At 70.3% G+C, this 21,034-nt stretch carries 15 protein-coding genes; 6 read left to right on the forward strand and 9 right to left on the reverse strand.

All coding sequences use genetic code 11. The features are described from left to right. The first annotated feature begins 3 nt into the window (after positions 1-3). Positions 4-1,026, forward strand: coding sequence for an AbrB family transcriptional regulator (locus BIX52_RS06920; protein WP_075220323.1), 1,023 nt, complete (start codon positions 4-6; stop codon positions 1,024-1,026). A gap of 41 nt (positions 1,027-1,067) precedes the next feature. Here BIX52_RS06920 and BIX52_RS06925 read toward each other — a convergent pair whose 3' ends face one another. The 5 genes from BIX52_RS06925 to otsB form a co-directional block, all read right to left on the reverse strand. Next, positions 1,068-2,594: a phospholipase D-like domain-containing protein gene (locus BIX52_RS06925; protein ID WP_075220743.1), complete on the reverse strand. Its 1,527-nt coding sequence runs from the start codon at positions 2,592-2,594 to the stop codon at positions 1,068-1,070. Between the two features lie 119 nt (positions 2,595-2,713). Next, positions 2,714-4,126 (reverse strand): alpha,alpha-trehalose-phosphate synthase (UDP-forming), encoded by a 1,413-nt coding sequence (locus BIX52_RS06930; protein WP_075220324.1) that lies wholly within the window; start codon positions 4,124-4,126, stop codon positions 2,714-2,716. Positions 4,127-4,381: 255 nt separating this feature from the next. Continuing rightward, positions 4,382-5,185, reverse strand: coding sequence for a delta-class carbonic anhydrase (locus BIX52_RS06935; RefSeq protein WP_083660087.1), 804 nt, complete (start codon positions 5,183-5,185; stop codon positions 4,382-4,384). 101 nt (positions 5,186-5,286) lie between these two features. After that, entirely contained in the window at positions 5,287-7,062 is a 1,776-nt protein-coding gene (locus tag BIX52_RS06940) for a glycoside hydrolase family 15 protein (RefSeq protein ID WP_208990458.1), read from the reverse strand. Beyond that, the gene (gene otsB / locus BIX52_RS06945) at positions 7,059-7,784 is read right to left on the reverse strand and encodes a trehalose-phosphatase (protein WP_075220326.1); all 726 of its coding nucleotides are present in this window, start codon (positions 7,782-7,784) and stop codon (positions 7,059-7,061) included. The genes BIX52_RS06940 and otsB overlap by 4 nt, the downstream gene beginning before the upstream one ends. A 317-nt stretch (positions 7,785-8,101) precedes the next feature. Between otsB and BIX52_RS06950 the strand changes: the two genes are divergently transcribed. Further along, positions 8,102-9,070, forward strand: coding sequence for a zinc transporter ZntB (locus BIX52_RS06950; RefSeq protein WP_075220327.1), 969 nt, complete (start codon positions 8,102-8,104; stop codon positions 9,068-9,070). 39 nt (positions 9,071-9,109) lie between these two features. Here the strand turns inward: BIX52_RS06950 and BIX52_RS06955 are convergent, their stop codons facing one another. The 4 genes from BIX52_RS06955 to BIX52_RS06970 form a co-directional block, all read right to left on the reverse strand. Beyond that, a complete protein-coding gene (locus BIX52_RS06955; RefSeq protein WP_075220328.1) occupies positions 9,110-10,084 on the reverse strand; it encodes a 5-oxoprolinase subunit C family protein in 975 nt (324 codons plus the stop codon). Beyond that, positions 10,081-10,785, reverse strand: a complete 705-nt coding sequence (locus tag BIX52_RS06960; RefSeq protein WP_075220329.1) for a 5-oxoprolinase subunit B family protein — start codon at positions 10,783-10,785, stop codon at positions 10,081-10,083. Before BIX52_RS06960 ends, BIX52_RS06955 begins: the two co-directional genes overlap by 4 nt. A 31-nt stretch (positions 10,786-10,816) precedes the next feature. Next, positions 10,817-11,575 carry a LamB/YcsF family protein gene (locus BIX52_RS06965; RefSeq protein WP_075220330.1) on the reverse strand — a complete coding sequence of 253 codons (759 nt, stop codon included), beginning with the start codon at positions 11,573-11,575 and terminating at the stop codon, positions 10,817-10,819. Between the two features lie 72 nt (positions 11,576-11,647). Beyond that, the gene (locus tag BIX52_RS06970) at positions 11,648-12,985 is read right to left on the reverse strand and encodes an aspartate aminotransferase family protein (RefSeq protein ID WP_075220331.1); all 1,338 of its coding nucleotides are present in this window, start codon (positions 12,983-12,985) and stop codon (positions 11,648-11,650) included. A gap of 230 nt (positions 12,986-13,215) precedes the next feature. Between BIX52_RS06970 and BIX52_RS06975 the strand changes: the two genes are divergently transcribed. The 4 genes from BIX52_RS06975 to addB all read left to right on the forward strand — a co-directional run bounded on the left by BIX52_RS06975 (position 13,216) and on the right by addB (position 20,602). Next, positions 13,216-15,504: a sensor histidine kinase gene (locus BIX52_RS06975; RefSeq protein WP_075220332.1), complete on the forward strand. Its 2,289-nt coding sequence runs from the start codon at positions 13,216-13,218 to the stop codon at positions 15,502-15,504. An 87-nt stretch (positions 15,505-15,591) separates the two neighbouring features. After that, a complete protein-coding gene (gene tsaE / locus BIX52_RS06980) occupies positions 15,592-17,022 on the forward strand; it encodes a tRNA (adenosine(37)-N6)-threonylcarbamoyltransferase complex ATPase subunit type 1 TsaE (RefSeq protein ID WP_083660088.1) in 1,431 nt (476 codons plus the stop codon). Further along, positions 17,019-17,735, forward strand: coding sequence for a nucleotidyltransferase family protein (locus BIX52_RS06985; protein ID WP_075220333.1), 717 nt, complete (start codon positions 17,019-17,021; stop codon positions 17,733-17,735). The genes tsaE and BIX52_RS06985 overlap by 4 nt, the downstream gene beginning before the upstream one ends. Continuing rightward, the gene (gene addB, locus BIX52_RS06990) at positions 17,732-20,602 is read left to right on the forward strand and encodes a double-strand break repair protein AddB (protein WP_075220334.1); all 2,871 of its coding nucleotides are present in this window, start codon (positions 17,732-17,734) and stop codon (positions 20,600-20,602) included. The genes BIX52_RS06985 and addB overlap by 4 nt, the downstream gene beginning before the upstream one ends. The last annotated feature ends 432 nt before the right edge of the window (positions 20,603-21,034 follow it).

Consider the following 21,034-nt stretch of genomic DNA (forward strand, 5'->3'; position numbering starts at 1 on the left):
GCCATGCGGTCCGTCTTCGTCGCGCTTGCCCCGGCCCTCGCCGGGGCGGCGCTCTTCGTCGCGCTCGGCATCCCCGCCGGGGCGCTGATGGGGTCCACCCTCGCGGTCACCGCCGTCGCTCTCCTGCGCCTCGGCCCGCGCGTTCCCCAGCCGCTTCGCGACACAGGCTTCGCCACCATCGGCGTGACGCTCGGATCGGGCGTCTCGCCGCATCTGCTTTCGGACCTCGCGCGTTTTCCCGTCAGCCTCGCCGCGCTGACCGTCACCATCATGCTGGTGATGGCGATCTCCGGTGCCCTGTTGCGCCGCGTCTACAAGTTCGACAAGGCGACCACCATCCTCGCCACGTCGCCCGGCGCCATGTCCTACGCCTTGTCGCTCGCCACCGCGTCGGGCCACGCCAAACCGGACATGCCGACCGTGATGGCGCTGCAGAGCCTGCGCCTTCTCCTCATCACGATCCTGCTGCCGCCTGCGATCGCGCTGATCGACGCCTCTTCGGGCATCCCGCACGCCGCCATTGCGGTTCACGGCCCCTTGCCGCTCCTGCCGAGCGTCGTCCTCATCGCCATCTCCTTCGCGGTCGGCATCGGCTTCGGCAAATTGAAGGTGCCGGCGGCTTTTCTGCTGGCCGGCGTTGCGGTCAGCGGTCTCGGCCACGGGCTCGGCATCATCGAGGGGCGACCGTCGACGGCCCTCACCTTCATCGGCTTCGCGCTCGCAGGCGCCGTCATCGGCACCCGGTTCGACAAGATCACCGGTGCGGCTCTGCGCGCCCTGCTCGTGGCGGGGGCGGTTACGACGACGGTCGCGGTCAGCCTGTCCGGCGCGGTCAGCCTCGTCATGGCCCACGCGCTGGGCCTGCCGTTCGGCCAGGTCTGGGTTTCCTATGCGCCCGGCGGCGTGGAGGGGATGGGCGCGATGGCCCTCGCCCTCGGCTACGACCCGGTCTACGTCGCCACCCACCACATCTACCGGCTGCTGCTGCTCATCGCCGTTCTGCCGTTGCTGCTGCGGCGGCTGTGACGCGCACCGCCGGCTAGCGCGCCGGATCCATAGAGCACGGTCTAGCCGTCGCGGCTGGGGATCCGTCCGCGCGCCTCGAGCCGATTGCGGCGGGCGGCGCGCATCTGGTGGATCCGGCGCGACGGTGCGCGGCGCAGGAGGCTGCGCACAACGCGGCGCAGGCCCACAGGGCGCAAGGGGTCGGCCGCGTCCGACTCCGCGAAGAGCTCCTCCGCCAAGGTCATCTCGCGCGCCATCAAGGGCATCAGGTGCTTGCGGCCCGTGGAATTGAGCGCATCGATGGTGGCGATCAGCGAACCGCCCTTCGCCGCCAACGTCTCCGCCACCTCCTCCGGCGTGCAGCCCAGATGCTCGGCGATCAACCCGTTGCGGATCCGCGCGACGCGCGCCCTGCCGTCCCGATCCTCCCCCGCGTCCACGACGAGATCGCACTCCGAATCGTAACCCATCGAGCGATTGTTGATGTTGGCCGAGCCGACCTTCAGGGCCCGGTCGTCGGCGAACATGATCTTCGCGTGGACATAGATCGGCCGTCCCGCTTCGTTCACCGGATAGTAGATGCGGAAGCGGTGGTAGACGTCCGCCTCACGCAGCAGGCGGATCATGCGCACCCGCGCCGTGTCCATCGCCTTCGCCTCAAGCCAACCGTCCGCCGTCTGCGGGTTGATCACCACGATTTCCGGCCCGTCCGGCTCGGACAGGCGGTCGATCAGCACTTCGCAGATGCGCCGCGAGGCGAGATACTGGCTCTCGATGTAGAGGACATCCTTCGCCGCCCGGATCAGCGCGTAGAAGGCGGCCAGGATCTCGTTGATGTGCTCGCGGCCCTCGTAGCGCGGCAGCGTGCGCGCGATGCCCACGTCCACGTTCTCGAAGTCGACGAGAAGACCGTCCGGCCAATAGGCGTGCGGCCCGTCCTCGACCGGCGGCACCGGCGCCAGCTCCTCCCCCGTGGCCCAGTTCCAGCGCAACGCGGCGAGGCGCGCCAGGCCCAGCGCCGCATCGCCCGTCACGCAGGTGGTCACGTCGTGCCACGGCGGCAGAGGCGTACCGCGCGGCGAGTGTCGTCCCGGTCGCCCCTCCTCGTGGGAGCGGGTGTCCCAGCGTCCCATCGTCATGTCGATGCCGCCGCAGAAGGCGAGCTGATCGTCGACGATGAGGATCTTCATGTGGTGCGCCGAGGTGGTCGGGTGCGCGCTGTCGAGGCGGAAATCGATTCCCTTCGGCATCAGCCAGTGGAGGACGAAGGCCGGCGTCTCCCCCCGCCCCAGCGAGCGCAGGACGCCGATGTCCCATTTGAGGATCCGCACGTCGAGGTCGGGGCGTTCCTGCGCCAGCCACTCCATGAAGCGGCCGACGCGGTTGGGGCCCTCCACGGTGGTCTCCTCGGGCTCGAGCTCGATCCGCGCGTCGAAGTCCCAGCCGATGAGGAAGACGCGGTGTTTCGCCTTCAGCATCGCCGCCTTGGCGAAGCGATAATAGTCCGCCGCGTCGACGATGACGGAGAACCGCTCCGCCGTCTCGACCGCCCAGCAGGTCTCGCCCGTGGAGAGGAGTGTGTCAGTCATGGAAAAGTCGCCGTTCACGCACGGCGACATAGAGCGGGCGAGCGCCGCGCCAACGCCCCGGGCGCGAAAGGCTGGATTGCCCCGGCGCCGCGCGACCGGTTGGGCGCGGCCAGCGGGGCTCAGCCGCCGGGCACCGCGTCCGCCTCCTTCGCGGAGACGGTGTTGATCGAGATGAGATCGTCCAGGAACCGGCGCGACCAGGCGGACGCGGTGTTGGTCGTCACCTTGGCGTTCAGCGCCGTCCACCGCTCGATCCGCTCCTCGCGCGGCATCTGGATCGCGATGCGCAGCCCCTCCGCCAGCTCGTCGATCGAGTAGGGGTTGACGATGATCGCCTCGCGCATCTCCTCCGCGGCGCCGGCGAAGCGGGAGAGGACGAGGACGCCAGGATCCTCGGGGTCCTGCGCCGCCACATATTCCTTGGCGACGAGGTTCATCCCGTCCCTCAACGGCGTCACCAGGCCCACCGACGAGGCGCGGTAGATACCGGCCAGCGAGCGGCGCGGGAAGGAGCGGCTGATGAGGTGGATCGGCGTCCAATCGAGGTCGGAGAAGCGCCCGTTGATGCGGCCGGACAGCCCCTCGAGCTCGCGCTGGATCTCCAGATAGGCGCGCACCTCCGAGCGGGAGGGCGGCGCGATCTGCAGCATCGTCACCTCCCCCTTGTGCTCGGGATACATCTCCAAGAGGCGCTCGAACGCCTCGAACCGCTCGGGAAGGCCCTTCGAGTAGTCGATCCGATCGACGCCGACGATCTGCTTCTGCGTATCGATCTCACGGCGCATGAGGGCGAAATTCTCCGCCCCCTCGTCCGTCTTGTAGAAGTTGGCGAAGGCGCCGGCGTCGATGCCGATGGGGAAGGCGTCGGCCATCACCGTGCGGCCGAACACGGAGATGGAGCGGTCCTTGTTGCGCGTCCCCTGCGCCTCCTGAAGCAAGTATCGCTCGAACGCGGCGAGGTGGCTGTGGGTCTGGAATCCGACGAGGTCGTAGGCCGTCATCGCTTCGGCGAGGCGGCGGTGGTTGGGAAGCGCGGTCAGCACCTCCGGCACGGGAAAGGGAATGTGCAGGAAGAAGCCGATGGGGTTGGTCATCCCCGCTTTGCGCAACTCCTCGCCGAGGAAGAAGAAGTGGTAGTCATGCACCCAGACGATATCGTCCGGCTTCAAGAGCGGGATGAGACGCTGGGCGAACCGCTCGTTGACGCGCCGGTAGCCTTGTTCGAGCCGCTTGTCGAAGTCGGTCAGGTCGAGCCGGTAATGCATCGTCGGCCACAACGCACGGTTGGCGAAACCGGCGTAGAATTCGTCGTAGTCGGCCTGGGTGACGTCGATGGTGGCGGTGGAGACGTTGCCTTCTTCGTGGAGGCGCAGCGGACCGTAGGAGCCTTCCTCCGAGATCGACCCGGACCAGCCGAACCAGAGGCCGCCGCGCTCGCGCAGCACGTCGACCAGAGCGACGGCCAGACCGCCGGCCCGCCCGGTGTCAGAGAGCGGTCCAACGCGGTTGGACACGACGACGATGCGGGTCATGGATCGGCCTTTCGGTCGCGGTGGTCGGGCCCGAATATGTACCGCAAGCGGGCCCGCTGAAAAGGCGTTCCCTCCGGATTCTGCCGCTGCGGCGCGCGGCTGACCAAATTTTGCGCACCTCGGCCGCGCCTCCGAAACACCGGGCGATGTGCCGTCAATTCCTTGGCGCAGCGGGAGGATTCGCTCCGCTCCACGGCCGCGTTAGGCGATGCGGCGCGGTGATGCCAGGGTGCCGCACGACGCGGCGTGCTGGCGTCAATTGATCGGCGACAACAGCTCTGTCGCGGTGACGAGCTGGCGCACGCCGTGCGAATGGTGCTCGTCGAACACGTTGCCGTCGGCCGCCCAGGTGTGCAGCGAATTAATGTCGAGCTTGGCGCATTGCGGCCGCACGCTCCAGGTCACCAGGAGGGGCGAGCACAGCGCCTGGGTGTAGGAGGGACCGGTGGTCGATCCGGCGAAGACGACCGGCTCGCCCGTGTCGGCCGGAAGCGCCATCGGCTGCGGATGGGGCCGCCCGGCGGTGCCGCGATAGACATAGTCGTTGAAGTTGCGCGCCGCCGGGTCGTTGACGAGGAGGAAGACCTGCGCCTCGACCCGCAGCTCGGGATTGGCGCAGGCCGGCGACAGGCAGGATCCGAGCCCGGGGCCGGGATTGACGCTGCACGAGGTGAAGACCCAGTGCACCTCGATCGTGTCGCCCGGCTGCACCCCGGCGAAGTGCGGGTGTTCCACCGGGGCGAGCTCCGCCTCGGTCAACTGGTCGGCGTCGTTACAGCCGTAGCCGCCGTGTTCGTCATTGCCTTTGAAGACCTGGAAGCCGGGGCCGCGATGCTCGGCATTCGTGTGCGTGTGGATGTTGCACAGGTTGAGCTTGTCGGCCGCCGGCGCGGGCACCCAGGCGGTGGTGTTCATGCCGTCCCGCACCGAAATATCACGCGGCGTTTGCGGTCCGAAGCCCTTACACAAATCCTCGGCCGAGACGGGTCCGGCCACGGCGAGGCCCAAGGCTGCGGTGACGGCGGCGGCGAGCGCGCACGAAAGGCGGCGAGACATCATCGATCGATCCCCCAGGAGCGCGCCCGTCGGCGAGCGCGGGGTCATAATACAGAGGCGCGCCGAAGATGACACCCAAAAGGTTTCAACTTTCGTCCGCGCCCTTACACCACCTTGTCCCAGCGCCGCGACAGACGAACGGCGCCGTTAATAATGCCAACCATTGAATAAGTCTGCGGGAAATTGCCCCAAAGCTCGTTTGTGTTGGGGTCGACATCTTCCGACAGAAGGCCGAGATGGTTGCGGCAGCCCAGCATTGTCTCGTAGATCTCGCGCGCTTCTTCGCGCCGTTCCATCCGGCCCAGCGCGTCGATGTACCAGAAGGTGCAGACGTTGAAGGCGGTTTCCGGCCGGCCGAAATCGTCGGCGGCGTGGTAGCGGTAGAGGTGGTCTCCGCGGCGAAGCTTCTCGCCGATCCGGTCCACCGTGCCGACGAAGCGCGGATCCAGCGGGTCGATGAAATTCACTTCGGCCATCAGCAGCAGCGAGGCATCGAGATCCTCGCCGCCGAAGCTTTCCACGAAGGCGCCGACCTTGGGGTTCCACGCCTCCTCGCAGATGCGCTTGTGCACCTCGTCCGCCCGCGAACGCCAATGCTTGGGCGAAACGCCGAGCGAATTGGCAATCTTGGCGAGACGGTCGAGCGCGGCCCAGCACATCAGCGACGACGAGGTGTGGACGCGGGCGCGCGTGCGCAGCTCCCAGATGCCGGCGTCCGGCTCATTGTGGAGCATGAAAGCGCGGTCGCCGATCACCTCGAGATGGCGGAAATCCTCCATCGTGCCCTGGCGCATCAACCGCTTGTCGAAGAAGGCCTGGGCGGCGGCGAGCACGATGTTGCCGTAGACGTCGTGCTGATAATGCTCGTAGGCCTGATTGCCGACGCGCACCGGCCCCATGTCGCGGTAGCCCGGAAGGTCGGCGACCTCCTCGATCAACGCCTGCTCCAGACCGATGCCGAACACGGGCTGGATGTGCCCGCCCTTGGTCAGCGCGATGACGTCGCGGATCCAGGCGAGGTAGTTCTCCAGCGTCTGCATGTCGCTGAGCGCGTTGAGGGCGCGCACGACGAAGAAGGCGTCACGCAGCCAGCAATAGCGGTAGTCCCAGTTGCGCTCGGACCCGGCATGCTCCGGGATCGAGGTGGTGGCGGCGGCGACGATGGCGCCGGTTTCCTCGAACGTGCAGAGCTTCAGCGTGATCGCCGCGCGGATCACCGCCTCCTGCCATTCCAGCGGCAGGGCAAGGCGTAGCGTCCACAGCTTCCAATAGGCTTCGGTCTGCTCCTGGAAGTCACGGCCGATGGAGGCGGGAGAGGCGGTAAGCGACTCGTCGGGCCCCAGGAACAGCGTCAGCTCGCGCTCCAGGACGAAGAAGGATTCGTCGCGGATATAGGTGATCGGCGCGTCCGTCGTCAGGCGGATGGCGATGCCGTCGCCGACGAAGCGCACATGGTTGGAGCCGGACGTGATCTGCGGCCGTTCCTTGCCCCAATGGAAGCGCGGCCGCAGCACCACCTTGACGCGCGGACGGCCGGAGATGGGGCGAACGCGCCGCACGATCTGCGCCGGCCGGAAGGTGCGCCCGCGCGAGGCGAAGCGGGGGCAGAAATCGTCGATCTCGATCGTCGACCCGTCCTTGGCGACGAGCTGGGTGCGCAGGATCGCTGTGTTCTCGATATACCACTGCTTGGAGTGGGAATAATCCTCGATCTGGATCGAATATTGGCCGTCGCCGGGAGGACCGTTGGTGCCGAGCAGCGAGTGGAAGACCGGGTCACCATCGGGGCGTGGGAGGCACCACCAGACGATGTTCGCTTCGTCGTCGACGAGGGCTTGGACCGAGCAATTGCCGATCATGCCGAGGGCGAGAGTGCTCAAGCGGGAACCCCTGCGAGATGTGCGAGCCAAGTATGGACGGCGGCGACGTCGGCGAGTCGGTGCGGCGCGTCGGTCGCCCCCTCGCCCACTTTGATTCCGAAACCGCCCAGCGCGCCCGCCGCGCGGATCCCGTCCTCGTCCGTCACATCGTCGCCGATGAAAATCGGGGTGCGGCCCGCGAAAGGCGGGCTTGCCATGAAGGCGCGCACGGCGGCGCCCTTGTCGAAGCCGCGGCGCTTGGCCTCCACCACCATCTTCCCGCAGATGAGGTGGAGCTCGGTCAGATCCGCCGTCGCCCTCTCCATCGCGTCGATCACGTCCTGCTGGCGGGACGGGTTGGCGCGGTAGTGGACTGCGAGACCGGCGCCCTTGTCCTCCATCGACACGCCGTCGCCCAGGAAGGGGAAGGCGGCGATGCGGGCGCGCAGCGTTTCCATCTCCGCCGGGGCGGGCTGATGATGAACCTCGTCGCCCGGCGCGGCGCGATGCTCCAATCCGTGCATCCCGGCCGCGGCGATGGGAATCCCGAGGAACCCGTCGATGTCCTGGATCTGCCGGCCGGAGACGACGGCGACGGCGCCTGACGTGCGCGCGACGAGCCGCTCGATCAGCGTGTGAAGGGAGGGCGCGACGACGACTCCGTCGGGACGATCGGCGATGTCAACGAGCGTGCCGTCGAAGTCGAGGAACAGCGCCGGACGCTCCGGCACGGGTGGGGTCATGGTCTTCCGGCTCGCCGAATCTGGAGCGGGCCCCCAGTGGCCGCTGCACTGCACCATGCCTTTTCATCCCTTTTGGGGCAACCGCTTCGTCCGCTCGGCGCGGCATCGGCGCGCACACGCGCAAGCCACGGGTGACGGCGCGGCCGCCTGGCCCAGTTGGCGCGCTCCCCGCGAGCGGCTATGCGCAACCCCGCGACCGCTCCACCTTTGCCCCGGTGAACGACGGTCCGAGGGCGACAAATGAACGAGACACCGGGGATTGAAGCGCCGGGAACGAGCGACCGGGCAACGCCGATCAGGGGAACGAGAGACTGGTGATGGACAGCCACATTCATTTCGCCCTCCTCCTCAGCGGGTCCAACAAGGGCACCGACGTGACCAACGAGGCCGAGATCGCGCTGCTCGCCGCCAAGGACCGGCCGGTGTGGATCCACCTCTCCGCGGACCACCCCGACACCGAAGCCTGGATCGCCACCCACCTGACTTATCTCCCCGAAGCGGTGCGCGAGGCTATGCTGGAGCCGCAGACGCGCCCGCGCACGCATCGCACCGGGGCCGGGCTTCTCGTCATCCTGCGCGGCATCAACTTCAACGCCGGGGCGGACCCGGAAGACATGGTTTCGCTGAGGATCTGGGTGGACGAGCACCGCATCGTGACCCTGTCCCGCCTGCGCCTCCAGACGGTGGCCGATGTCGCCGCCATGGTGCGCACCTCCGGCGGACCCGAGCGCCCCGCCGGCGTGATGGCCGAGCTGGTCGAGCAACTCACCGACCGCATCGAGGAGCACACCAGCAACCTCGAGGAGCGCGTCGACCGGCTGGAGGCCGCGACCATCGCCGAGCCGGACGAGGCGATGCGCAAGGAGGTCGCCGACCAGCGCCTCGAGCTGACCGAGCTGCGCCGCTTCATCCCGCCACAGCGCGACGCCGTGCGCCAGCTCTGCCACATCCCACTGTTCGCCACCGACGAGGCGGACATCCTGACCGAGCAACACGACCAGCTCGTGCGCGTGGCAGAATCCCTCGACGCCCTGCGCGAGCGTCTCCACACCATCCGCGACGAGTTGCAGAGCGCGCAGGCCGAGAGGCTGAACCGCAACCTCTACGTGGTCTCTGTCATCTCGGCCGTGTTCCTGCCGCTCGGCTTCCTCACCGGGCTGATGGGCATCAACGTCGGCGGCATTCCCGGCGAGCATTCGCGCCTGGCCTTCTGGGTCTTCAGCGGCCTCTTGTTGGTGATCGCGCTCGGCGTGCTCGCCCTGTTGCGCAAGGCGAAGATCCTTTAGCCCGCCTCGCCCCGCGCGCCAGCAACCGGCGCGGCAAGGCTATTTCTCCGCGCGGATGACACCGTCGACGAGGTTCACCCGCGCCAGAAGCTCGGCATCGACGGTCGTGCGCACGCGCGGCGCCGGGCGGTCGATCGCCTTCAGCAGCGCGCGGCGGCGGGCATGGGCCTCCTCCACCGTCGACCACACCATACGCACCTCGTCCCGCGGGCGGCGCTGCGCCAGACGTGGCCGGTCCGCCGCCGCGACGACGCCGATCTTCGGGTAACCGCCGGTCGGCGCGCGGTCGGCGAGCTGGACGATCGGCCGGCCGCTTCCCGGTACCTGGATCGCCCCTTCGACGATCCCGTCCGACACGATGTCGTGGCTCACCGCCTCCACCTTCGGCCCTTCCAAGAGGTAGCCCATGCGGTCCACCGCGTCGGTCAGCCGGAACGGCTCGGAGGCGAACTGCGCGCGGATCGCCTCGGAAAACATGTGGTGCTGCGGGCCGGGCAGAACGGCGATCGGCCCTTTGTCGTCGTAGGGATCGTCGAACATCTCCGGCCCTGCGGGCTGGACCGATGTGCATGCAAAACCGCCGGCGAGATCGCGCTTGCCGAAGCCCGTGCGCGCGTTCGTGGCGAACGAGCCGAGCACGGGGGCGCCGAAGTCGATCCCCTCCACGGTGACATAGGCCCACATGCCGGTGCGGCCCGGCGTCAGGCTCAAGGTCTCGCCCGGCTCCAGCGTCAGCCTGAGCGGCGGGGTCAACACCGCCTCGCCCACCCGCACGGTAAAGCCGGGGCCGGTGACGGCGAGGCGCACCGGACCGCCCTCGGCCGCGAACCGCGCGCCGCCGGGGCCGACTTCGAATGCAGCGGGCGCCACCACCAGCCGCCGCGCCAGGCGGTAGCGCACCCAGTCCATTGGCCCCGATTCCGACACGCCGTAGCGCATCGCCCCGCGCCGCCCGCCGTCCTGCACCGTGATGAACGGGTTGGGGTCGACGACCTTGATCCGCGCGCCGCTCATGTCGCACGCCTCACGCCGCCGCCCTCGGCCGCCAGCCGCTCCAGCTCCGCCGCGCCGACCGGCTCGAAGGTCAGCCGGTCGCCCACCGCGAAGGGGACCATGGGGTCGCGCGCCGCGTCGAAGAGGGTCAGAGCCGTGCGGCCGACGACGTACCACCCCGTCGGCATCGACACCGAGGCGAGCGCCGCCATCCCCGCCGCGACGATGATGCTTTCGGACGGGATCGGCGGACGCGGCGTCTTGCGGCGCGGCACGGTGAGACCCTGGTCGATGCCGGAGAGATAGGCATAGCCCGGCGCGAACCCGTACATGCCGACCTGATAATGGCTGGCGATCAGCCGCTCGCGCACCGTGTCGGCGGGAAGGTCCAGCGCCGCCGCCACTTCGCCGATGTCCTCGGCGATCGGGTCCTCGAAACAGGCCGGGACGATCCACTCCGTGCTGACAGCCGCGGCGCCCGTCGTCTCGTCCGGCAGCGCCGAAAGAAGCGCGGCCTCGTCCGTCACGTCGGGGTCGAAGAGGACGAGGACGGAGCGGAAGGTGGGCACCGCCTCGACGAAACCGTCCGGCGCCGCGGCCATCAGCGCCGCATAGAGCGCCGCGACGCGCTGGCCCACCGCGGCGTCGATCACGTCGCCATATTCGATCACGAAGGCGGCCTCGCCGCTCGGGCGCACGGTCGCCCCGTCGAGCCAGCCCATCAGCGCGGGACCGCCGGCCGGACGGCGGGCATCACGCGAACGACGCGACGCGCACGCCCGCCGCCTCCAGCGCCGAGCGCACCGCCGCCGCCACGCCCACCGCATGCGGGTTGTCGCCGTGGACGCAGATCGAATGGATCGGCGTCTTCACCACCGTGCCGTCGCGGGCGATGACGCCGCCCGCCTTCACCATCGCCACCGTGCGCGCCGCAGCCTCCTCCGCCTCGTGGATGATCGCACCCGGCTTCGCGCGGCTGACGAGCTGCCCGTCCGACTCATAGGCGCGGTCGGCGAAAATCTCGGACGCCACTGTGAGCCCCGCCGCTTCGCCCGCCTTCTCGAGCTCGGTCGCCGCCACCGCCAGCAGCGTCACCGATGGGCAGACGGCCCGCACCGCCTTGGCGATCGCGTCCGCCGCCTCGCGGTTGGCGCAGGCGAAGTTGGACAGCGCCCCGTGCGCCTTCACATGCGCCACCTTGACCCCGGCGAGCGCGGCCATCCCCATGAATGCGCCGAGCTGGTAGGCGACCATGCGCGTGATCGCGTCCGGCGCCATCGGGATCACGCGCCGCCCGAAGCCCGGCTTGTCCTCGAACCCCGGATGCGCCCCCACCGCGACGCCGTTCGCCTTGGCGAGCTTCAAGGTCTCGACCATCGTGTCCGGGTCGCCGGCATGGAAGCCGCAGGCGATGTTGGCGGTGGTGACGATCTTCAGGATCGCCGCGTCGTCGCCCATCGCCCAGGGCCCAAAGCTCTCGCCGCAGTCGGCGTTGAGGTCGATCGTTCGCATGCGGGGCTCCTCCACCGGCGCGACTGTGGCAGGAACGGCGCCGCCCCGAAAGGGCGGGCGCGCTCTCCCGGCTCAGGCCGCGGCGGGCAAAACGTCGCCGATCGCACCGGCGATGCGGTCGGCGATCGTCTCGACGTCCGCCGCGGTGATGATGAAGGGTGGGGCGATCAGGATATGGTCGCCGTGCACCCCGTCGATGGTGCCGCCCATGGGGTAGATCATCACGTCCCGCGCGAAGGCGGCCGCCTTGATCTTGGCGTGGGTCTTCGCCGCCGGGTCCAGCACCGCCTTGGTGTCACGGTCGGCGACGAGCTCGATGCCGAGGAAGAGGCCGCGCCCGCGGATATCGCCCACATTGGGATGCTGGCCGAGCCGGGCCTCCAGCGCCGAGGTCAGCGCCGCCCCCATGGCGTTGACGTTGGCGAGGAGGCCGCGCCCTTCGACCTCGTTCAGCACCGCGATGCCCGCCGCGCAGGCCGCCGGGTGCCCCATGTAGGTGTGGCCGTGCTGGAACATGCCGGAGCCGGACGCCACCGCCTGGTGGATCCCCTCGTTGACCAGCATGGCGCCGATCGGCTGATAGCCCGCGCCGAGACCCTTGGCGATGAGGACGATATCGGGCCGCACGTCGTCCGCCTCGGATGCGAACAGGGTGCCGGTCCGGCCCATGCCGCACATCACCTCGTCGAGGATGAGGAGGACGCCGTACTGGTCGCAGATCTCGCGGATGCGCTTGAAGTAGCCGGGGACGGCGGGGACGGCACCCATCGTCGCCCCCACGACGGGCTCGGCCATGAAGGCGGCCACCGTTTCGGGGCCGAGGCGCAGGATCTCGGCCTCCAGCTCGTTCGCGACGCGCAGCCCGTAGGCCTCTTCGCTCTCGCCGGCTTCCGCGAAACGCCAGTAGTGGCAGGGGGCGATGTGGCTGGTCGCGTCCGTCAGCAGCGGGGCGAACTGCTTGCGGCGCCATTCGTTGCCGCCGGCGGCCAGCGCGCCCAGCGTGTTGCCGTGGTAGCTCTGCTTACGGGCGATGATGCGCCAGCGGTCCTCGCCCTGCTCCAGAAAATACTGGCGGGCGAGCTTGATCGCCGCTTCCGCCGCCTCCGAACCGCCGGAGACGAAGTAGACCCGGCCGATCCCCTCCGGCGCGCGGGCGACCAGCATGGCGGCCAGCTCCTCCGCCGCGTCCGACGTGAAGAAGCCGGTGTGGGCGTAGGGCAGCCTATCGAGCTGGGCCTTGATGGCGCCGATCACCGCCTGGTTGGAATGGCCGAGGCAGGAGACAGCCGCGCCGCCCGACGCGTCGACGATGCGCCGCCCGTCCTTGGTGAGGATGTGGATGCCGTCCCCGCCGACGGCGACCGGCAGGTTCGCGGCAGAGGCGCGCTGAAACACATGGGGCGAAGGCATGGTCACTCCTGTCGGGCGGGGCGTGCGCCGACGATTTATTGCGAATCCGGGCGCGCCTTCAATGGCAACGTTGCCCTGTGATGGGGATGGGACCGGCAAGCGGGCCGTCGCCGCTGTGGGCGGGCGGATCATAAGCGGCGGTTGCGTTCCTCTTGGCGGCCGAACCGGTTAGTCTGGCCCCGATTCGCCGATGGAGATGGAATGAGCCACGCGCCAGCCCAGTGTGAGCGATGCTGACCGCCTGGGCCGTCACCGCAGCGGCGAGCGCGCTGGCCGGCATCGTCGTCGCCCGAGCGCGCCTCGCCACCCGCGCAGCCGGCGCTTCGGACGGCGCCGCCGCCGCCGGACACGCGAGCACTGCGGCCCGCATCGCCCTCGCGGACCTCGCCCTGGCGCGCGGCGCGGTGGGCGCGGCACGCCTGTTGCCGACAGGCGAGGCGATCACCTGCGGCACCGTGCCGGACGCTGTCACCGCCGCCATGCGGCCCGGCGCGGAGGGACCGCTCGGCGACGCGGTCGCCGCCCTCGCCCGGCACGGAACGCCCTTCACCAGCGCCATGGCCGAGGACGCCCCCGGCCCCGGCCGCATCGTCGCCGGCACGCTGGACGGCGGCCATCTCACCCTCTTCGTCCTGCCCGAGGCGGTGGAGAGCGCCGCCGCCCCCGTCGACGCCGCGGCGCGCATCAAGGACCTCATCGCCGGCGGCCCCTTCCCGGCGTGGGTGGAGCGCAGCGGCGACAAGGCGGCCGAGCGGCTGTGGTCGAACGCCGCCTATGCCCGCTGCGTCGGCACCGCGGCGGAGACGGACGGCCCCGCCCCACGCGGCGCCGACCCATTGCTCGACGCCAACGCCATGACCCAGCTCGGCGCCGCCAAGGCGGACGGACCGGTGTTCGAGCGCGTGCAGACCATCGTCGGCGGCGAGCGCCGCCACCTCGACGTCGCCGCCGAGCTGCGCGACGGCACCCTCGCGGCGCTGGCGGTCGACGTCACCGACACCGTCTCCGCCCTCACCGTCTCGGCCCGCGCGCTGGAGAGCCACGCGGCGACCTTCGACCTTCTCGCCACGGCCATCGCCATCTACGGGCCGGACCGGCGCCTCGTCTTCCACAACGCCGCCTTCCAGCGCCTGTTCGAGCTTCCCGCCGCCTTCCTGGAGCAGACCCCCGCCGAGGACCAGGTGCTCGACCGCCTACGCGCAGAGCGACGCCTCCCCGAGACTGCCGACTTCCGCGCCTGGAAGCGCGACCAGCTGAAGGGCTACGAGACGCGCGAGAGCTTCGAGCGGTGGTGGCACCTGCCGGACGGGCAGAGCCTGCGCGTCATCGCCAATCCCGGCGCCGACGGGGGCGTCACCTACGTCTACGAGAACGTGACGCAGCAGCTCGCCCTCGAGCGGCAGTACAACGCGCTCTCGCAGGTGCAGGCGGAGACGATCGACAATCTCGGCGAGGGTGTCGCCTCGTTCGGCCCGGACGGGCTGCTGCGCCTCGCCAACCCCGCCTTCTGGTCGCTGACCGGAACGCCCCAGGCCGAGCTGGGCGAGCACGTCAACACCATCGCCGCGGCAGCGCCCGCCGAGGAGGGGGCGATCTGGGCGGCGCTGACCGAGCGCGTCACCGGCCTCACCGACCACCGCACCTCCACCGCCGGGCGGATCGAGCGCGACACCGGCCGCACACTCGACTACGCCTTCCTGCCGCTGCCGGACGGGTCGACGCTCGCCACCTTCGTCGACGTGACGGACACGGTGAACGTCGCCAAGGCGCTGAAGGACCGGAACAATGCGCTGGTGGAGGCGGACCGGCTGAAGAACGCCTTCATCGAGCACGTGTCCTACGAGCTGCGGTCGCCGCTCAACTCCATCATCGGCTTCACCCAGCTTCTCACCCGGCCGGAGTTCGGCGAGCTGTCCGCCAAGCAGCGCGAATATGCCAGCTTCGTCCTCACCTCATCCGAAGCGCTCCTCGTCATCATCGACGGTGTTCTGGACCTCGCCTCGATCGACGCGGGCGTGATGGAGCTGACCATCGGCCCGGTGGACGTCGCCGCCACGCTGCGCCAGGTGCTGGACGGGCTGAAGGACCGGCTGCAGGAAGCCGCCATCCAGGTGGAGCTGGACCTCGCCTCTGACGCCAAGAGCTTCGCCGGGGACGAGACGCGCGTCCGCCAGGTGCTCTTCAACCTCGTTTCGAACGCCGTGACCCATTCGCCGAGCGGCGGGACCGTCACCGTCACCGCCCGGCGGGACGGGGACTTCGTGGCGCTGTCGGTGCGCGACCGCGGGCCGGGGATCTCCGAGGACAAGGCCGAGGCGGTGTTCGAGAGGTTCAACACCACCGGGGCGCGCGGGCGGCGACGCGGGGTCGGGCTGGGCCTGTCGCTGGTGAAGAGCTTCGTCGAGCTGCACGGCGGCACGGTGGCCGTCGCGCCCACCGGCGGCACCGGGGCCGAGCTGGTGGTGCGCTTCCCGCGCGAGCAGGCCGGCGCCACGACACCCCTGATGGACGCCGCCTGAGGGTCGAACGACCGCGCCCGACGCGATAAGGTCCGCCCACCGGCCCCCCGCGCGACGGAGAGAGGCCGCCCAACGAATGGACGCCGCGTGACAGACGCCGAGACGCTCACACTCACCATCGCTTCGGAAGAGGAGATGGCCGCCTTCGGGATGGACCTCGCCGGGGCGCTGCGCCCGCGCGACAGGGTCGGCCTCGTCGGCGATCTCGGCGCCGGCAAGTCCACCCTGGCGCGGGCCGCCTTGCGGGCGCTGGCGGGCGATCCGTCGTTCGAGGTGCCGAGCCCCACCTTCACCATCGTGCAGGAGTATCCCGAGCTGTCGCCGGCGGTGCGCCATGTCGACCTCTACCGCGTTGAGGGCGGCGACACGGCCGAGCTCGGTCTCGGCGAAGGCGACGCGGCCGAGCTGATCGAGTGGCCGAAGGCGCCGCTGCCGGTCACCATCGCCATCGCCTTCGGGTCCGACGAGGACACGCGAGAGATGACGGTGACGGGCCCCGCCGCCTTCCTCACCCGGCTGAGGCGCCAGCGCGAGGCGGCCCGCTTCCTCGCCAGAGCGGGCTGGGGCACCGCCCGCCGCCAGCCGGTGAAGACCGACGCATCGACCCGGCTCTATGCCCGCGTCAAAGGCTCGGCCACCCGCGCCATTTTGATGGACGCGCCGCCGCATGAGCCGAGCGACTATGCCCGCCGCGCGCGCCTGGCGGACGGCAACATGAACGCCTTCCTCACCGTCGGCGACGCGCTGCGCCGCTCCGGCCTCGCCGCGCCCGCCACCATCGCCGTCGACACCGAAGCGGGCTTCCTGCTGATGGAGGATTTCGGCGACGACAAGGTGGCCACCGCCTCCGCGATCGTGCCCGACCGCTACATCGCCGCGATCGAGGCGCTGGCCGCCTTTCACGAGGCGCCGCCGGAGATGCCGCTCCCCGGCGACCCCGCCTTCGCCCCGCCTCTGTTCGATGCCGACCTTGCCGCCATCGAGGTCGCGCTGTTTCCCGAGTGGTATCAACGCGCGCCGCAGGATCCCGCCTTCGCGGCGCTGTGGCGGGACGCGATCGAGGCGCTGCCGCGCGACGGCGACCGGCTGGCGCTGCGCGACTTCCATTCCCCCAACCTGATGTGGCGCGGCGAGGAAGAAGGAATTTCCCGGATCGGCTTTCTGGATTATCAGGATGCGATGATCGCCCCCGCCGCCTATGACGTGGTCTCGCTCGGACAGGACGCCCGGATCGACGTTCCGGACGATGTCGAGGCCGCCATCGTCGACCGCTATCTGGCGCTCCGGCCCAAGGTGGACCGGACGGCGTTCATGCGCGCCTATCACGTGCTCGGCGCGGAACGGGCGACGCGCGTTCTCGGCGTCTTCCGCCGCCTGAACGACCGTGACGGCAAGCCTCAATATCTCGCCCACATTCCGCGGGTCCGCCGCGCGTTGGCGAAAAACCTCAATGCCGAACCGGCCCTTCTTCCGCTGAGGGACTGGTTCGCCCAGAATTCGGACGTGATGGCCACATGAGCCAACTTTCGGCGATGATCTTCGCGGCTGGCCGCGGCACGCGCATGCGCCCTCTGACGGCGATCACCCCCAAGCCGCTGATCGAAGTGTGCGGCCGCTCGCTGATCGACCACGTGATCGACCGGCTGGACGCGGCCGGGGTGAACCACTTCGTCGTCAACGTCCACTATCTGGCCGACATGATAGAGGTGCACGTTCGCCGCCATGCGCCGGGCAAGGTGACGATCTCGGACGAGCGGTCCAAGCTGCTGGACACCGGGGGCGGCCTCGTCAAGGCGCTGCCGCATCTGGGAACGGACCCCTTCTTCATCGCCAATTCCGATACCTTCTGGCTGGAAGGCGCCTTCCCGATCCTCGACCGCCTCAAAGCGACCTTCGACCCGGAGAGGATGGACGCGCTGCTGGTTCTCGCCCCCACCGTCACCGCCGTCGGCTACCACGGCCGGGGCGACTTCGACCTCGACACGGACGGGCGCATCGCCAGGCGGCGCGAACTCACCATCGCCCCCTTCGTCTATGCCGGATGCGCGATGATGTCGCCGGCGGCGCTCGCCGATCCGCCGGGCGAGGTGTTCTCGCTGAACAAGGTGTTCGACCGGTCGATCGCCAATGGCCGTCTGTTCGGCGTCAGGCTGGACGGGCTGTTCCTCCATGTCGGCACGCCGCGCGCGATCCACGCGGCGGAGCACGCGATCCGCTTCAGCGCGGCGTGAGGGTCTACGCGGTCGATCCGGCGGACCCGTTCCTGCCGACCCTGGCCGCGCGTGTGGCGGACGGGTTCTTCTGGCCGGACGGGCGGCTGCCGGACGACCCGCTGGCGCTCTCCCGCGTCACGATTTACCTGCCCACCCGGCGTGCCGCGCGTGAGCTCGCCACCGCCTTCCTCGACCTCGCCCCCGGTCGCGCGGCGCTGCTGCCGCGGATCGAACCGCTGGGCGATCCTGACGAGGAGCCGGAGGACCGGCCGGACGTCATGAGCCGGCTGGAGGCGCGGGTGGTGCTCGCCCGGCTCGTCGGCGCCTGGGCGGAGGCGATCAAGACGGGAGATCCGACGATGCGCCCGCTGGTCTCGGCCTCGGGCCCGGACACGGTGCGCCTCGCCGACGATCTCCTCGGCCTGCTCGACCAGGTGGAGACCCAGGAGGCGAGCTGGGACGACCTCCCCGGCCTCGTCGACCGCACCGACCTCGCCGAGCACTGGAAGATCACCACCGACTTCCTGACCATCGCCACCGAGATGTGGCCCGTCCACCTCGCCTCGATGGGCAAGATGACCGAGGCGGCCGCCCGCCGGGCCGACGCTGAGGCGGCCGAACGGCAGCTCGCCCACGCGACCGGGCCGATCATCGTCGCAGGGTCCACGGGCTCGCTGCCGGCGACACGGCGGCTGATCGGCGCGATCGCCGCGAGTCCCTGGGGCGCGGTCGTCCTCCCCGGGTTCGACCGGCGGGCGACCGCGGCGGACTGGGACGCGCTCGCCGCAGCGCCCGACGCACCGGGCCACGTCCAATTCGGCATGAAGCTCCTCGTCGACACGCTGGGCCTTGCCCCCGGCGACGTGGAGCGCCTCACCCCGCGCACACCGTCGGCGACACCGGAGGCGCGCACCCTCGCCCTCAACGCCGCGCTGCGGCCCGCCGCCGCAACGGGCTCCTGGATCAACGACCGCGCGGGCATCGACCTTCGCGCGGCGCTGGATGCCGTCACCCTTGTGGACGCGGCGGACGAGCGGGAGGAGGCCGCGGCGGTCGCCATCGCCATGCGCCGCTCGGTCGAGGCGGGGGAGCGGACCGCGCTCATCACGCCGCACCGCGATCTGGCGCGCCGCGTCACCCACCACCTCCTCCAATGGGGCATCAGGGTGGACGATTCGGGCGGCCTTCCCATCGGCCTGACGCCTGCGGGGACGCTCGCCCGGCTCGTCGCCGCCACGGCCTTCGGCGGCGGCGCGGCGGAGTGGCTGGCGCTCCTGAAGCACGACGGCGCCCGCTTCCCGGCCGAGGCGGGTGCGCTCGCCGAGGTGGAAAGGATGCTGCGCGGCCCGCGGGTCGATCCGGGGCGGATGATCGAGGCGATCGCCGCGGCGGGCGAGAAGGCGGCGACGCTCGCCACCTCCATCCGCAGCCTTTACGCTCCGCTGGCGGCGCTGGCGGGAACGCGCACCACCATCGGCGCCTTCGCCGCGGCACAGAAGGCGGTGATGGACAAGGTCGCCGCCCCCCTCGTCGGCTACCGCCAGAACGTGCTCGCCACCCTCGCCGAGCTGTCAGAGCGGCACGAGCTGACGATCCCCGCCGCGGACTGGGCCTCCACCTTCGAGGCGCTGATCGGCGGCGTGAGCGTGCGGGCGCGGCCGATGGACGATGCGGTCAACATCTTCGGCCCGCTGGAGGCGCGGCTTCAGTCGTTCGACCACACCGTTCTGGCGGGCCTCAACGAGGGCTCCTGGCCGGCCCCTCCCGATGCCGGCCCGTGGATGAGCCGCGGCATGATGGGAGCGTTCGGCATCGAGCCGCCGGAGCGGCGCATCGGCCTTTCGGTGCACGACTTCTACCAGGCGGCGCATCATCCGCGGGTGACCTTGAGCCGGGCGAAGATGGCGGCGGGCGAGCCCATGGTGGCGTCCCGCTGGTGGCAAAGGCTGACGGCGTTCGCGCAGGACGCGGCCGAGCCGGCGACGAAGCGCGGCGACGAGCTCATCGGCTGGGCGCGGCACCTGAACCGGCGCACGGTGCGGCCGACGGCACAGCGCCCTGCGCCCAAGCCCCCGGTGGCGGTACGTCCGAAGTCGTTCCGGGTGACCGAGATCACCCGGCTGGTGCGCGACCCCTATGCAATCTATGCGCGCCACGTCCTCGGCCTTCAGCCGCTCGAGCCGCTCGAGCAGGAGGCCGGCGCGGGTGACAGGGGCGAGTTGTTCCACGACGTTCTCGCCACGTTCATCGAGAACGGCCACCACCGCCACGCCGACGCGGAGGACCGTTTCCGCGCCGTGGCTCTAGAGGCGCTGAAGACGCTCGGCCTGTTCCCGGAGGCGCAGGCGCTATGGGGCGCGCGCCTTTCCTACATCGCCCCGTTCGTGGCGGCGGAGGAGGCGGCGCGGGTGGCGCGTGCGGACCGGGCGCTGGTGGAGGTCTCAGCGACGGCGCAGATCGGCGGGCTCACCCTGCGCGGGCGGATCGACCGCATCGACCTCGGCGTGGTGGGGGCCTCGATCATCGACTACAAGACCGGCACGCCGCCGTCGGCGAAGCAGGTGAAGTCCTTCCTCGAGCCGCAGCTTGCCCTGGAGGCGGCGCTCTTCAAGGCGGGTGCGGTGGAGGGTGCGCCGGCGGACCTGCCGCTGACCGACCTCACCTATGTGGCGATCGGCTCGGGCCGCAACCCGGTGGCGTGGAAGCCCGTGGCGGGCGAGGATGCGGCCGCGTTGGCGGAGGAAGCGCGGGAGCGCCTCGCCGCCCTCCACGCCCTCTACCAGAACCCCGAGCAAGGCTATCTGTCGCGTGCGCGGCCGATGCGGGAGGCGGATGTGGGCGACTACGACCACCTCGCCCGCGTCGCGGAATGGCAGAACGAATGACCGCGCGTCATCTTCACTCCCCGCCCTCGCTGCTGCCAAGGCCCTCCACCGTGCAGAGGTGGGCCACGGTGGCGCGGGCAGGCCTCGTGGCGCCATCGATACGTTTACCGCTCTGTATGCCCCTTTCGCCGGAGGACGGCGGGCAGGGTCAAGTGCCGGCCCGGAGCCACGCGCAGCGCCCTCTCTTGGGGAGGGCGCAAGCATGGCGAGGACCGGCGCTTGACGCTGTCCGGCGTCCTCTCACGCTGGACATGGTGTTCAGAGGGAGGATCGCCTTCGATCCTCACACTGAACGCCTGCCCGTCGGCGAGACCCGACTGCGCTGTTGCGCAGCCGGGCATCATGGATGCCGAAGTCGGCAACAGCCGACTTCGGAGGGGAGCGCGAGGGGGGGAACTCCCCCTCGCCGCGGCGCTCCAACCGGAACGACGC

The sequence above is a fragment of the Acuticoccus yangtzensis genome, assembly GCF_001927245.1.
Lineage (GTDB): Bacteria > Pseudomonadota > Alphaproteobacteria > Rhizobiales > Amorphaceae > Acuticoccus > Acuticoccus yangtzensis.